At 34.2% G+C, this 16265-nt stretch carries 12 protein-coding genes; 1 reads left to right on the top strand and 11 read right to left on the bottom strand.

What is annotated here, in order from left to right; all coding sequences use genetic code 11:
- Positions 1-70: 70 nt before the first annotated feature.
- From fdrA to BW731_RS10720, 9 genes are all read right to left on the bottom strand, one after another.
- Positions 71-1747, bottom strand: a complete 1677-nt coding sequence (gene fdrA, locus BW731_RS10760) for an acyl-CoA synthetase FdrA (RefSeq protein WP_079348071.1) — start codon at positions 1745-1747, stop codon at positions 71-73.
- 18 nt (positions 1748-1765) lie between these two features.
- On the bottom strand, positions 1766-2833 hold the full coding sequence (gene allD / locus BW731_RS10755) for an ureidoglycolate dehydrogenase (protein ID WP_079348069.1): 1068 nt from the start codon (positions 2831-2833) through the stop codon (positions 1766-1768).
- A gap of 19 nt (positions 2834-2852) precedes the next feature.
- Positions 2853-3638 (bottom strand): (S)-ureidoglycine aminohydrolase, encoded by a 786-nt coding sequence (allE, locus tag BW731_RS10750; RefSeq protein ID WP_079348067.1) that lies wholly within the window; start codon positions 3636-3638, stop codon positions 2853-2855.
- A 24-nt stretch (positions 3639-3662) separates the two neighbouring features.
- Positions 3663-4895 carry an allantoate deiminase gene (gene allC, locus BW731_RS10745; RefSeq protein WP_079348065.1) on the bottom strand — a complete coding sequence of 411 codons (1233 nt, stop codon included), beginning with the start codon at positions 4893-4895 and terminating at the stop codon, positions 3663-3665.
- Between the two features lie 6 nt (positions 4896-4901).
- Positions 4902-6140, bottom strand: a complete 1239-nt coding sequence (locus tag BW731_RS10740) for an MFS transporter (protein WP_079348634.1) — start codon at positions 6138-6140, stop codon at positions 4902-4904.
- 162 nt (positions 6141-6302) lie between these two features.
- Positions 6303-7670, bottom strand: coding sequence for an allantoinase AllB (gene allB / locus BW731_RS10735; protein WP_079348063.1), 1368 nt, complete (start codon positions 7668-7670; stop codon positions 6303-6305).
- Between the two features lie 12 nt (positions 7671-7682).
- A complete protein-coding gene (gene allW / locus BW731_RS10730) occupies positions 7683-9164 on the bottom strand; it encodes an allantoin permease (RefSeq protein WP_079348061.1) in 1482 nt (493 codons plus the stop codon).
- 373 nt (positions 9165-9537) lie between these two features.
- Positions 9538-10506 carry an asparaginase gene (locus BW731_RS10725; protein WP_079348059.1) on the bottom strand — a complete coding sequence of 323 codons (969 nt, stop codon included), beginning with the start codon at positions 10504-10506 and terminating at the stop codon, positions 9538-9540.
- 79 nt (positions 10507-10585) lie between these two features.
- A complete protein-coding gene (locus BW731_RS10720) occupies positions 10586-11749 on the bottom strand; it encodes an MFS transporter (protein ID WP_079348057.1) in 1164 nt (387 codons plus the stop codon).
- 197 nt (positions 11750-11946) lie between these two features.
- On the opposite strand from BW731_RS10720, the gene BW731_RS10715 reads away from it, so the two are divergent.
- A complete protein-coding gene (locus BW731_RS10715) occupies positions 11947-13161 on the top strand; it encodes an FtsW/RodA/SpoVE family cell cycle protein (protein WP_079348055.1) in 1215 nt (404 codons plus the stop codon).
- Positions 13162-13183: 22 nt separating this feature from the next.
- Here the strand turns inward: BW731_RS10715 and BW731_RS10710 are convergent, their stop codons facing one another.
- A complete protein-coding gene (locus tag BW731_RS10710; RefSeq protein WP_079348053.1) occupies positions 13184-14617 on the bottom strand; it encodes an amidase family protein in 1434 nt (477 codons plus the stop codon).
- Between the two features lie 205 nt (positions 14618-14822).
- A complete protein-coding gene (ffh, locus tag BW731_RS10705) occupies positions 14823-16256 on the bottom strand; it encodes a signal recognition particle protein (protein ID WP_079348051.1) in 1434 nt (477 codons plus the stop codon).
- Between the last annotated feature and the right edge of the window lie 9 nt (positions 16257-16265).

Below are 16265 nucleotides of genomic sequence, written 5' to 3'. Positions count from 1 at the left end.
CCTATTAAAAAGTATAGTGATTTAAGAAATAAAGAACTTTTTGTAATTCAACATTTCCACCTGCCGTTGGTCACCAATCAAATTGCACGACATCTGCTTTATTATCAATTATTGATTTAGTAAAGCTTTGTAAACCGACATTGATAATTTTAGGATCTTCTGTTAATAATTCTGCTAATTTAGCTGATGTTTCGGGTAATTGTTCTAAATCACTCGCTTGTTTTGGTTTCACATCTTTTTCTAATAACTCTAGAGTAGCGCCAACTTGATTTAATGCTGTACGAATCGCTTGTACGTTATTTTCACAAACTGTGACACCAATTTCTTCTAGAATACGTTTTTGTTCATCCATTCCTTGAGGATCTTCATCAGTTCCAACAAGAACACTTACAAAATTAACTTGTCTATTTTGTTTTTCTAATTCTTTTTGTGCTTCAACAATTGCTGGTTTCAAAGCACTTGCCATATCGTCATGTGCTCCATAACCTAGAACCACGTCAAACACAACAACGCCTGTATCAGCATCTTCTACTACTGATTTAATTTTATTGATTCTGATTTCTGGATCAATCATTGGATGCGGTTTACCTTTTGTATACATGTCGTCACCTAAGTCGATTACTTCATGTAAATCAGTTTTTAAAGTAAATCCTTCAGGTGAAGATCCGTGTTCAATACCCAGAGCATCTTCTAATAAGAAAGCTGCTTCATAAGCGAGTGTTCCACCAGAATAAAATCCTTTAATACCTTTTCCAGTTGGTTTGTTTTCTAAGTTAATGATTGGTGAAGGTGTGTATACAACCTCTTCTTTAGACAATAGCTTAGCACTTAATTGCGCTGCTTCTTCTAAAGTATAGGCATGATAAAGATTTTCTTCATGGAATGTTGGTTTTGTTCCTAAGAATAAAGTGACAACAGGTTTATCTACTTTTCTTAAAACATTTAATACTTTTTCTTCTACTTCTTTTGCAGGTGGTTTTGAAATAACCACAATAACTTCAGTATCTGGATTATCATTTAAAGCCACGATGCTATCTAACATTGAAATCGCACCAACTTCAGTAGATAAATCACGTCCACCAGTACCAATTGCGTTTGTTACGCCTTGACCGTAGCGGTGAATAAGTGTTGTCACCTCTTGAATACCAGTTCCTGAAGCTCCAATAACACCAATTTTTCCTTTACGAATATTATTAGTAAAAGCTAGAGGAATACTGTGAATAACACCAGTTCCACAATCTGGTCCCATAACTAATAATCCTTTATCATGAGCTTTTTCTTTTAGGCGTCTTTCATCTTCAATCGCCACGTTATCACTAAATACAAATGCATGTAAATCGTTATCTAGGGCTTGTTCTATTTCAAGAGCAGCATATTCTCCAGGAACAGAGATAAGTGCTACAGATGCATCTGGTGCTTTCTTCATGGCTTTTGCCCAAGAATTAATTGTTTCTTCTACCTCTCCACTACCATCTTGTGTGCTACTTAACTCTTCGTCGATGATAGATAATACTTTTTCTTTGTCATCTTCACTTGAAACTTCAAGCATGATTACCATGTCATTAGAAGAAGCGTCTGATAATTCTGGTGTATCAAACCCACTTGCCCTAAAAATATCAATATTTGATGGTGTTCCCATCATAATTGACACACGTGATACTTCATCTAATTGATTTAATTTACTTGTTAATAACATTAATACTACTGAATCTTGGTAGCTATTTTTCTTGATAATTGTTTGTAGCATTATCTTCCCTCCATTATTTTATTTCTCTGCAAATGCATCAGAGTTATCATATTGATTGTTATGAACAACATCACTTTGTAAATAGTTATAAATCCCTGTTGGAATCGGAATACCCGTTTCTTCATGTTTGTTATGACGAATTTCTGACAATTCTCCAGGATAATATACTTGATCAAATCCAGGTGCAGGACTATTCTCATGTAACTCATCAATCATTTTTGATAAATTCGCTTTAAATTTGTCTAAATCGGTAAAATAACTAGGGTTAATTAAAATAAATAATTGACCAAGATTTCGACCAGCTGACAAATCAGCATACATCGAGCTAACATGTTGACCAAATGGTAATCCTAATAACGATCCTGATAAAATATCAACCATCATCATTAATCCATAACCTTTTGGACCAGAAATTGGTAACAATCCTCTTACTTTATGTGGATCTGTTGTAGGAGCCCCAGTTTCATCTACTGCCCATGTTGGCGGAATTTCATTGTCTTTACTTCGTGCATCTAAAATTTTACCCCATGCTTGAACGGTCGTCGCCATATCAAAAATAATTGGACGTTCACCGTTAGTTGGTGCACTAAATGCAATTGGATTTGTTCCAAAATATGGTTTAGTTCCACCAAATGGTACTGACATAGGATCTGACTGACAAACAGCAAGCGCAACCAAATCTTGTTGTGCCGCTATATCAACATAGTAAGATAACATACCACTATGTCCCATCTGTGACACACCCACTACAGCAACACCATTTTCTTTTGCCATATCAATCGCATAATCTAACGCTTTTCTTGCTGCCACATGTCCAATCGCATTATCAGCGTGAAAGACACCAGTACTAGGTCCTGTTTTTTCAAACGAAAAGTTTGGTGTTATTGTTGTTCCACCTTTGGCAATTCGTTCTGAATAATATTCAACACGAACGGCTCCATGTGAATGAACACCTCTTGAATCTGCATAAGTCAAATGTTTTGCAACTTCTTGAGCGTGTTCAGGTAATAAACCTGCACGCTCAAATTTCACTTGCATTAAATCTTGGAGGTCTTTTGCTTTTAAATAAACTAATTCTTCACTCATTAATTGTTATCCTCCCTTTTTAAATGTCTACATCACGATTACAATCTTTAGAATATAAATAGCTAAGTGGTGCGTTACGCCCAACTGAATAACATGCTTGTAAGTTATAAGCTCCCATAAAGATATAATCGCCTTCTTTTACTGGAATCCAGTTGTTATCCAAGTTATACATACCCTCTCCACTTAAAAGAAGTGCACCATGTTCTTGATAATGTGTTTCGATATAGCCATGAGATCCACCTGTTGCAAAGCTTAAGATATGAAAGTTCATGTCAAAATCTAAATCTGATGGTAATAACGTTTTAAAATCAACATCCGTCATATCTTCATAATCGACACCCTCAACATCATTTGAATTACCCACGTAAGTATAAGCTTTAAGTCCTTCTACAAATTGATAACGTTTTTTATACAGGAATGTTTCAGTTGGCTTTTGGCTTTTATTTTCAAATGTTAATGTTTTATCTTCTGGTACATAAATATATCCACCAGTTGTTAAATCGTATGTTTTTTCTCCGTCACTAACCGTTAATTCACCATCTAAAACATATAAAAATGTTTCAATTCCTTTTTCACCAAATCCTGCTTTATTACCTCCACCAGGTAGCACACGACATATATAGTCAACAAATTCTGCTCCAAGTTTTGGCGTGGCTAAGATCGTCATTTCACAGTCATCAAAGTTTGGTAACATATTTTTAACTAATCCTTGTGGTGGAATCAACGCAAAGTTTCCTCTTTCCACAACTGCTCTTGAATGCAATAAATCTGTTGGATACCCCAACTCGTTTGTACGATAACCCATAATCAATAACCTCTTTCACAATTTTTATTCTTGATATGCTAATTTATATAATGAAGCAATTAATGCTTTTACTCCCTCAGTTAAATCTTCTAATTTAGTTGATTCATCAGGATTATGGCTCACGCCATTAATACTCGGAACAAATAACATAGCTGTTGGAACATGTTGAGCAAAAATTTGTGAATCATGTCCTGCTCCACTATGCATTGTTGTATAGTTTAGATTAGCCTCAGCACACGCTTCCTGTAACACTGATACGATTTCTTTTGACATAGGAACTGGTTCTTCATCCATCCAATTATCAATTTCAATCTCAACATCACACTCTTTGGCAATTTCTTTAAACCTTTTCACTAAATTAGAGGTGAATTTATCTAAAGCTCCACCATCAGTATGACGACAATCCATTGTAAAGAATGCTTCACCTGGGACAACGTTTACAGTATTCGGTTTAACTGCAACATGTCCAAATGTTAAAACAAGTGGATCGCCTTCTTTTTTTGCGTCATCAATGCCTTCACTAATCATTTTACTCATTGCATAAACAGTATCTTTTCGGTAGCTCATTGGTGTTGTTCCGGCATGATTCGCTTGACCTTTTAACGTGATGTCATAACGTTTTTGTCCAACAATACTATCAACAACTGCTACTTGTTTACCCGTATTTTCAAGAACATTTCCTTGTTCGATATGAATTTCAACAAAGGCATGAATATCATCACGAACGGGTTGTTTTTTCTCTGGAAAATCAAATCCCGCGTCTTCCATCGCTTGAGCAAAAACAATGCCCTCTGAATCAACTGAGTCTTTTACTTCTTCTGGATCAACTAACCCAAAAATGTTTTTACTTCCCCAAAAAGCAAATGGGAAACGACTACCTTCTTCTTCAGCCATTGCGATTACTTCTAAGCTTCTTAATGGCTGACCGTATTTTTCTTTCAAGTGTTTTATTGCGATAAATGATGCGATAATACCAAATTGTCCATCTAGGGCTCCTCCATTAACTACTGTGTCAACATGAGATCCTGTCAGAACCACTTCATTTGGATAGTTACTTCCAACTAGTTTTCCAGATAAATTTCCAACTGCATCAAAAGATGTTTCTAAACCTTCTTGTTCAAATTTTTCTTTTAAACCATTTTGGGCAGCTACCCAGTGATTATCATAAAGTAAACGTGTCGTTCCTTGTTTGTCGTCAAGTCCGATAGATGACAACCATGTAATCTCTTGATCTATTTCTTGTTGCAAATCTGTCATTATTTTTCATCCTTTCTTATTATTGCTACTTTTTCGATTGACTATATAAAAGAAAACAGTACCTATTATTAATATGACAATAGATAAATAAAAAGCAGTGATTTTAGAACCTGTTGTATCTGATATGACACCAGTAAGGGAGGGAGCTATTACAGATGAGCTCATTCCAAGAAAATTAAAAACACCCAGTGTTGTTGCTAAACCTTTTACAGAAACATTTTCCCCTAACCAAGAAATAATAATTGGTTCAACCGCCACTTTCCCAAAAAAACCATATAGTATTAACCCAATTAGTAACACTATTTTATTTCCTGCCATAACCGTTAAACATAGTGTAATAGCAGCCATAATTTCTAAAAAAACCACTAAATCTATTTTACGATTACTATATTTATCTGCCAATCGACTAAAAATCAACGCTCCTGGTACAGAAGATATGAAAATTAATGATGTAGCAAGTCCAATTGTTGCTCCTGTAAACCCTCGTTCTGTTTCTAAAAAATTAGGCAACCAAGTATTTACAAGGTAATAAGCATAACATGTTGAAAAATAAACAGTATACGCTCCTAGCATTTTAGGTGCCATTAACTTTTTAAACGTCATTTTATTTTCTAATGGTATAACGGTATCATCTATTCTTTTTTGTTTGACATCTCGATTTAAGAACAGTAGAAATAATATAATCATTGCTAAAATAGTTCCTAAAGAAACATACTCAATTATTTGCCAATCCATCCCTTTTTGCGAGATAAAGTAGCTTGATGCAATCATCCCAATACCACTACCGATCGCCGTTCCGCAATTCACAATTGCTGTAGCAATACTTCGGTATTGATAAGGCACATATTCATTGGTTAAAGAGAACGCCACTCCATAGAATGTTCCGCTACCAACACCTGCTAAAACGTTTCCCAAATACATGATATTTAATGAATTTGACGTAGCTAAAAGTAATGTTCCTATCGCGAATAATATAAATCCTGGAATCAAAACCGTCTTCTTACCGAACTTATCAACCAATAAGCCTGAAGGTATTTGCATTAACACATAACCTAAAAAATAGAAACTTGAAATAGCTCCTATTTGTGCATCACTTGCGTTGTCAAAGAAAATACTCAATTGAGGATAGATTGGTGTTAAAGCTGTTCGATTAAACCAAACCACTATCCATCCTAAAGTTGAGATTAATATAACTTGTTTCCAATAGGGTTGAAGAATTGTTCTTGATGAATTGTGTGTATGCATCGTCACTCAAAAACCTCCTTCTAATTTTTATTACGATATATTCTTATCTTATTACACTATTTAACCATTTACATTGGTTACTCTTAACCAAATGATAATTCCCTTTTGTCCAAATCTAACGAAGAAAATAGAATCTATTACTAGACTCTATTTTCTCAAAAACTATTTTTTGATAAATACTCCAATTGCTTCATCATTCACACCATTTTTTTGTGAATAAATTGTATGACCTCTTAAAATAGTTGTGTCTACTTGTGCTCCAATTGTTCTTCCAATATATGGGCTGATTTTATTTCTATATTCCAAATCTTCTGCTTTTAATGTGTATGGTGCATTAGGTTTAATTAGAACAAAGTCTGCATCTTTACCAATTGCAATTTCACCTTTTTCATCCAATCCAAAACGTTTAGCTGGATTAGTTGCAATGATATTAGCGAATGTTGTTAATGGTAAATCGCGTTTTTGGACACCTTCATCAAATAATACATCCACATTGTTTTGTACGCCTGAAATTCCTCCCCAAGCTTCAAATGCGTTTTCTTTATCTTTTAAGTCTGGTGTACATGGTGAGTGGTCTGATGTAACAAATGATAATCCTCCGTTTGCTACATATTCCCATAAACCATCTTGTGCTTTTTTATCACGGATTGGTGGTGAACATTTTACAACAGGTCCAATTGCGTCTAATTCATCTGTTGTGAAGTATAGATAGTGTGTACATGTTTCACACGTTACATCCACACCTTCAGCTTGTGCTTTAACAACTTCTTCTACACCTTCCGGACAAGCAATATGACAAATATGAATACGACAACCTGTTTCTTTAGCAAATAAAATCGCACGACGAATTGGTTCAACTTCAGTAAATACAGGACGAGTTGCAACGTAAGCTGCTAATGTTGTTTCTCCATTTTTGTAAGCAATATCTCCTAATTTATCAGTGATTGCTGCATTTTCAGCATGGATAGCTAATACTTTACCAGTCTTAGCAACTTGCTTCATTCCTTCATATAATGAGTAATCATCAACATTCATGAAGTCACCATCAATTGTTCTATCTCCACATGTTGCCATGAAACATTTGTAAGCAGCTACACCACCATCATCTAATTCTTGAATTCCTCCTTCAAGATTGTAAGGAACTAATCCACCAAATGAGCCTACGTCTGATAATAGTTTTCCTTTACCTGCATCATATTTTATTTCTAATGACTCTTTGTCAACAGTTGCTGGAACTTGGTTTAACGGCATTTCCATGAATGACGTTACACCACCTTTAGCACATGCTTTAGTTCCTGTTACATAACCTTCCCATAAATCGCGGTAACCACCACCTGGATCAGTGATATGTACATGGGCATCCACCATTCCTGGACTAACAATTAAACCAGTTGCATCAATTTCTTCTTTTGCTTCGCCCAACTGAGACCCAATAGCTACAATTTTACCATCCTTTACTGCTACATCAGTTTTCACTTCTCCACTAGTTAAAATAACCAAACCATTTTTAATTAATAAATCAAAAGTCATTTTTAATTCCTCCTATTTTTTTAGTTTTAATAATAAATATATAACAAATGACAATCCACATCCTATTATGAATGATAGACTTGAAACCATTTTTAATGATGAAATAAATTCACCGCTGATTGAAACAACTAAAGCTATGATAGTTGCAATATACGCTGCTTTATTGACACCGTAGTACGCATTATTGCTATTATTATTTTCTGTATCCATATACAAATCATCTAAATTAATTTTTTGCTTTGCAACAAAATAATATTGGGCTAACATGACTCCAACAACTGGTCCAATAACCGCACCAATCATGTTTAGAAACGTATAAATACTTTCTTGGTTTTCCATTAATTTCCAAGGCATAATCACATAACTAATCACCCCTGCGATTAACACACCTTTTTTGTAATTAATTTTTTTCGGAAACAGGGCGGACAATTGATAAGCTGCTGGTACAATATTACCTGTTGCATTTGTTGAAATAGTCGTCATCAACAACACGATAATACATAAAATTACAGCTGGTAAATTTCCCCATTTATTTACAATATTTAAAACATTCCATTCTTCAACACCGTAATAAATTGAACCACCAATTAAAATTGACACACTTGATACAGCGAAAATAACATAGCCAACCAATAAACCTAATCCTTGACCAAATACTTGATCTTTCATTGATTTAGTATTTTGTGTAAAATCTGCTACACTTGAACTAGGTGCTGCCCAAACTGCAACAACAGAGTTAATTATCATGAGATAAACGACTAGAGGTGAATAGATTGTCACACCTTCTAGGTTTGGTCTATAAGCTAGTATATTGCCAAACCCACCGGCTGCATTTACTGACCAAACCGTCATGCCGATAAACACAACATAGATAAGTGGATTTAGTATAGCCGTAAATTTATTTAAGACTTTCCCTCCACCTAATCCAATTAATACATTTATCCCCCAAAATATAGTAAAAGCAATTAATCCTGGCAAACCAATACCAAAGAAATTAAAATCTCCTCCAAGAGTTAAAAAACCAGGCCAAAACTTACCTATAAGAATCAATAATGCCAATGATGCTGTATAATTTTGTAATCCAAACCAAGCAATTGCTGCTACAATCCCTCTTAAAAATCCGGGAAGTTTAGCCCCTAGAGTCCCATAAGTAGATCGTAAATGCATTGAAAATGGGATACCGTATTTTGCTCCGGCTTTTCCATTTAAAATCATTAGTCCAGCAACGACTAAACTGCTTAACACTAATGCAAACATAATATTAGCAGGCGATAATCCTAAAAATAAAAAACCGCCAACTGCTGCATAATTAGGAATATTATGAACCGATCCCATCCAAAGTGTAAAATAGTTTTTCCAACTCATTGAACGTTGATCCTCTGTCTTAGGTAACAAGTCTTCATTGTATCCTCTTTGTGCAATCTTTTCGACTTCACCGTTTGAAACGTCAATCCCTTTTTCAAGTAACGCGATACCCTTCTTTCCCGTTTCCATAACGTCCTCCTTGACAAATTTATTTATACTCAAATAATACATAAAAGAAAAAGCGTTTTCATTGTGTGGTCTTACATATCTGTGGCTATATTTGTGCAATCTGACTATTTATAGGACATTTATTTCACAAACTTTTATAGGTATTTTTATGAAAAAAATACTATAAATAACCACACAAAAATAAATCGTTTGTTTTTTGAACTTATGTGTCTTAATATTCTCTATTAAATCACCTCATATTGTCATTTTCTTATCACTTTTACGTAACTAAATTATAACATAATGTACCTTTTTTAAAAACATATACATAAAAGAAAAAAGTGCCTAATTATGATAGTTCTTTTAGAACCTATAATTAAACACTTTTAAAATGTTAAATTTCAGTCATATAATGTTTTAAACTTTCTTTGTTCAATTTTGCATTTAAACCAACAAGTAATCTTAGGCGAGCTTTAGGTCCAGTAATCCCTCTAACAAACATCACACCCATACGTTTAAGTTCCACACCACCACCAACATAACTATAAATATCTTCTGCAATTCCGTTAGAACAGCGGGATACAAGAGCAACCGGAACACCCTTTTCTAGTAATTTTTCTAAACTAGGTAAAACTTCTGGAGGTAAATTGCCAGCACCAAGTGCCTCAATGATGACCCCATCAATCTCTGTCTCTGATAATAAATGGAACAAAGTCCCATCCATCCCAGCATAGGCTTTAACAATCGGTATGGTTCCATCAACTGTTCTAATTGAATATGCTTCTTCTTCTATAACATCTTTTAAGAATATTGGTTTGTTCTTAGACAATATTCCAATCGGTCCAAAAGTCGGTGCTCGAAAAGTATCAACACTTGTTGTATGAGTCTTTGTAACAAATCTTGCCTCGTGAATTTCATCGTTCATTACAACCAACACACCTTTATCTCGAGCAGATTCATGTGAAGCTGTAATTATTGCTTGACGAAAATTGTATAATCCATCTGATCCAATCTCATTACTACTTCTCATCGCACCTGTCAAAACCATTGCTAAATGATTTTTTAAAGTTAATTCAAGAAAATAAGCTGTTTCTTCTAGTGTATCAGTCCCATGAGTTATCACAACTCCGACAAAATCTTGTGACTCAGCTTGCTCTATGCGTTCTTTTAAAATTAACATCTCTTTAGGTGTAATATGTGGTGAAGGGAGATTAAATATTTCTTCTGTTACCAATTCAATGTTCTTTGGTAAAGGTAAAAATTTATCTCCTAATGGATGCTTATCAGATAAACCAACCCCACCACTATCTCCTTGTGTCATAGATATCGTACCACCTGTGTGTAAAACAAGAACTCTTTTCATCACGTCACCTCATCTATTTTCTAGACTCATTATAAAGCAGTTTTTACAGTTAAAGGCTTAGACGAATAAATTCTCATTATTAACTCATGAATTTCTCAATCTTGTTATGCTTCAAACGAATCAATGCAAAAACTAAAGTATAGATTATGGTAAAGCAAAGAAACGGAAATTTTAAATCTATCGAATGAAACAATGAATTCAATAAACTCATGATAACTGGAGCTAATAAAACACCCAAATTGCATCCAATAAAAATAACAGAAGTTGATTGATTAATATCCATGTCCTTTGCTATTTGTTCGATATGATTAAAAATATATGGTAGAACCCAAGCGACAGGGACACTAGATATAAACAAACCAATCAATAACAATGTGAATGATATATCTGATAAATAAACCAATAAGTTAAATAATATATTAATTCCTAATGCCAAATAAATTGTATTAAATGAAAAGCGACGAATAACTTTTTCAAAAAGAAATCCAGCAATAATCCCTAAAATCGGCATGATAGAAAGATATAAACTTGTATTAACTTGCTCTCCTTTAAGGTCTATAGCTAGTGATGGAAATCTTACAGCTACTGCAATGGAATTCATCACTAAACTTGATGCAAATAATGCTGTAAGAAGAAGTGGAAACGTCAGCTTGAATGTACCCTTTTCTTTTTTTGTCTGTGACACAATGTCCGGAACAAATCGGTAAAATAAAACAGCGATAGGTAAACTTAAAAAATAAATTAAATATGCATTTGTCCAATTACTTGTGATAAGAACTCCTGCAATAAAGGTTAGAATCATTTGACCTAGTCCTTCAACAGCATTTCTAATACCTAAAAGCTCTGATCGTTTTCTACCATTATATAAACCATTTATAAAACTGACCGATAACGCATTGTACATCCCAAAACCAGCACCTAATAATAATCTACCTAAAAAGATTAATGCATAACTATTTGGTGTGAATTTTGGTAATACACCACCTATACAAACTAATAATAAGCCAACAACGACTGTTTTTTTCATGCCAATTTTTTTTGAGATACTGGAAGACAGTAAAATAAATATAATAACTGTGATACTTGGTATTGTACTGAGTAGTTCTGCTTTTACTTGACTTAATTCTAACGATTTTTTGATAAAAGGGAGAGTCCCATTTATTGATACACCACTTGTTAAAATAAACGAAATAGATAGAATCGAAATACTCGTTAATGGATTCATTTCAATCTTTTTTCTCACATACTTCACTCCTTAATAATCAACACCTTATCATACCATTTTTCTTTGTTTTCAGATAGACTTTATCTAGTGACTAATAACTCTTTAAAAGTTTGATAAAATTATGATATTTTGTTAAATCATCTTTTTTTAGTGTTATTTTTTGTTATACTAGTTAGTATGTATCAAAATGTAATTGCAATAGAGGGGACAACTCCATGAGAAAAAAACTACAATTTATTGATTTTAAAATTTTAATTCCATATATGATTCTTAACATTATTGGCATTATGATGATTTTTAGTGCTAGCTCTTATAAATTAAACCAACAAGGAAAAAGTATTTTTTCCATTGCAACAAAGCAAGGCATCTTTTTTATTATTTCACTTATCCTTATAGCCATTATTTATAAAACCAAATTACGAGTCTACCAAACCGATGTCTTTCAAAAAATCATGTTAGCTATCACCTACATTTTATTGGTTGCTACAAGTATTTTAGGTCTGGGACAAACCATTAGTGGAGCACAGCGATGGATTTCAATCGGAAGTTTTAGTTTTCAACCATCTGAATTTGTGATGATTTCAACCATTTTATATTGTTCATTTATTTTTTCAAAACGACAAAAGTCAATTAATCAAAATTTTTTTAAGTCAGTCTTGGTGCCAACAGCCATTATCGGTGGCATGATTCTGCTAGTCCTTATCCAACCAAACGTGGGGGGCGCTGCAATTATCTTCTTCCTTTTTGCCATATTAATATTAGCAAGTGGAATTCCTTGGGGATATACTTTCTTAAGTTTCGGAGGGCTGGTCGTTTTCATTGGACTTGTTTGGCAAATCGTCATGTTTAATGGTGGGATGTTAATTCCTGAGCGTTTTTCTCACGTCTACAAACGATTTTCTGTTATGAGCAATCCTTTTGAAGATAAGTTAAATAATGGATTTCAGTTAGTTAACTCGTACTTTGCTATATACAATGGCGGTTGGTTTGGTAAAGGCTTAGGAAAAAGTATTCAGAAAAAAGGATTTTTACCTGTAGCTGAAACTGACTTTATTTTTTCTATTACTATGGAAGAACTTGGGTTAATTGCTAGTATCATTATCCTGATGATTTTATTTTATTTAATTCTCAGAATTTTATCTATTGGAATTAAATCAACCAATGCGTTTAACTCTCTAGCGTGTATTGGGATTAGTACAGCTATCTTGCTTCAACTATTTGTCAATTTAGGCGGTATTTTGAGTATCATGCCAATGACTGGTGTGCCGTTTCCATTTATGAGTTACGGTGGTTCAAACCTAATGACCCTATCCATACTTGTCGGTATTGCATTAAATATCAGTGCTGAAGAAAAAAGAAAAGCCTTATACCAAGAACATCATGATAATTATCAATTGATGAATCCAATAAAACTGACTAATGAGATGTAGTTCTCACTAGTCAGTTTTTTATTTATCTATAATAAGCTGGTAGGATAAATTGCTCTTCTAATTCAAATTTTTCGGCTATATCTAATAACAGACCATCATTTCCTTTGGCTGACATCAACTGAACACCAATTGGTAACCCATTATCTGCTACATATATAGGTAAATTAATCGCTGGTTGACCAGTCAGATTAGCAAGTTGAGTATATGGTGTGATTTGCAAGCTTTTATCAAACATATCATATACTAAGTTAGCTAATTCATGCTTATCTAATTCGTTTGCTGCGTGCATACTTTTACGAATAGTACCACTTTGTAAATCATCAGTTATTTTGGGTGCTGTGGTTGTCGCACTAGGCGATAAAAATGCATCGTATTCAGTGAACAATTCTTCCATTATTTTGGTCGAATCATCCCATGGATAAAAACTTTGAACATAATCTGCAGCTGATAATTTCTGACCATATTGATACAATGTCCAGGTCATTAATTCCATATCATTCATCGTTAGCTCACGTTTTAAATTATTTTCAATTGATGACATCATTGCAGCCGTTTCCCCACCATTCATCGTGTAATAACTTCTAATCAACTGCTCACCATTGATTGGGTAGTTGATTTCTGTAACAGTATGACCTTCTTTTTCAAAAAAACGAATAGCTTTTTTTACTGCTTTTTTAGCCTCATCTGATATTTGATTTCCTACTGGTGAATCAAGACAAACGGCAATTTTTAAATGCTTTTTATCATAAGCATTTTCTTGTGGGAATAAAAAAGGAGACACTTGCTGTCTAGGTTTCAAGATAGACAACAGACTTCTTGCATCTCTTACAGATACACCTAATACAAAATTAACAGAAGCCCCTTGCCATGCACGCCATTCGTTTGGGCCGGTTATAATAGCTCCACGACTTGGTTTTAATCCTAATAAACCGGAAAAACTTGCAGGAATTCGAATAGACCCTCCACCATCACTTGCTCCAGCAATTGGAACAATACCAGATGCGACAGCTGATGCTGCTCCTCCACTGCTTCCCCCTGCATGATAATCCTTATCCCATGCATTTTTTGTTACGCCATGACATTCTGGATCTGTTACATTTTTAAACCCAAACTCAGGGGCATTTGTAACACCAAATGGAATAAATCCAGCAGATTCTATTTGACTGACATAGTTATCCGTTAAATGCGACCGATTATCTAAAAATAATTTTGAACCTGATGTGTTTAACCAGTCTTTTTTTTGCTGTCCGATATTTTTTAAAGGAAATGGAACGCCATAGAACGCTCCATTATAATCTGTTCTTGCCACATTATCCTTTATCCTATCTAAATCAAGATCTACAAAACAATGCAACTCGTTGTTTTCTACCGCTTTTTTATACGTTTCATCTAGTAACTCATCTACTGAAACTCGTTTTTCTTTCACTTCATTTGCCCAATAAGTAGCATCCTTCATTCTGTTCACCTCATTCATTTATATAAGTACAGTTTATCCGTTTGAATTATTTCTTACTACAAATAAACGTTATTAAGTTATGAATAGCTTCAAACACCCTATTTTTATTTCGTATATAAACAATTTTGTTTAAATAAAAAAAGAAGGCTCTTAGTTTAGTGCACCCAAAAAGTTAGACTTTTTGGGTGCACTACACGGCCTTCTTTTATTTTTTCTTTTTCTTTTTGTTCTTGTTTTTCATTTTTTTCTTATTCTTTTTCATCATTTTGTTCATGGCCATTTTACCAAGTTTGCCTTTGACTCCGCCACCCATCATATTCTCAAGTCCAGCTGGCATATTACCTTTAGTCATTTGTTGCATCATTTTACGTGATTCATTAAATTGTTTAATCATTCTATTTACTTCAACAACTGAGTTACCAGAACCTGCCGCTATACGTCTTCTACGACTTGGATTTAATAAATCTGGATTTTCTCTTTCTTCAGGAGTCATTGAGAATACAATCGCTTTTTTACGAGCCACATCTTTTGGATCAACTTGTAATTGATCAAGACCTGGTACATTGTTCATTCCAGGAATCATTTTAATCAAATCTTCTAATGGTCCCATGCCCATCACTTGGTCTAATTGCTCGATAAAATCATTAAAATCAAAGCTATTTTCACGCATTTTTTGCGCTAGTTCTTCTGCTTTTTCTTCATCATATTCTTTTTGAGCTTTTTCAATCAGAGTAAGCATATCCCCCATACCAAGAATACGACTAGACATTCTATCTGGATGGAATACTTCGATATCTGTTAATTTTTCACCAGTACCTATAAATTTAATTGGTTTTCCTGTAATAGCTCGAATTGAGAGCGCCGCACCACCACGAGTATCCCCGTCAAGTTTCGTTAACACAACCCCTGTAACATCTAGCTGCTCGTCAAAACTTTGAGCAACTGTTACGGCATCTTGACCAGTCATCGCATCAACTGTTAGCAAGATGTCGTTTGGTTGAGCAAAATCTTTTATACGTTTCAACTCATCCATTAACGTTTCATCAATATGCAAACGACCTGCCGTATCAATAAATACATAGTCGTTTTTATTTTCTTTTGCTTGTTCTAAACCTTGACGAACAATCTCCACTGGGTCAACATCAGTTCCCATTTCAAAAACAGGAATATCAAGTTGTTGGCCTATTACTTTTAATTGATCAACAGCAGCTGGACGATACACGTCAGCTGCAATTAGTAAAGGTCTGGCTTTCTCATTTTGTTTCAGAAAATTTGAAATTTTACCTGTAAAAGTTGTTTTACCAGCACCTTGTAACCCAACCATCATAACAATTGTTGGAATTTTTGGTGATTTATTTAAACCAACTGCTTCAGAACCTAATACTTTCGTTAATTCTTCATCAACTACTTTTACGATTTGTTGCGTTGGATTAAGAGACTCTAGGATTTCAACTCCGACAGCTCGTTCACCAACACTTTTAACAAATCCACGAACGACTTGTAAGTTAACGTCAGCTTCAAGTAGCGCAAGACGTATCTCGCGCATCATATCTTTAACGTCTTCTTCTTTTACCGTCCCTTTTTTCTTTAATTTACTCATCGCTACCTGTAAGCGATCTGTTAAACTTTCAAAAGCCATATTTAAAAC

Source organism: Vagococcus martis (assembly GCF_002026305.1).
Lineage (GTDB): Bacteria > Bacillota > Bacilli > Lactobacillales > Vagococcaceae > Vagococcus > Vagococcus martis.
Note: the sequence above shows the minus strand (reverse complement) of the source record. Positions and strands in the feature narration are given on the sequence as shown.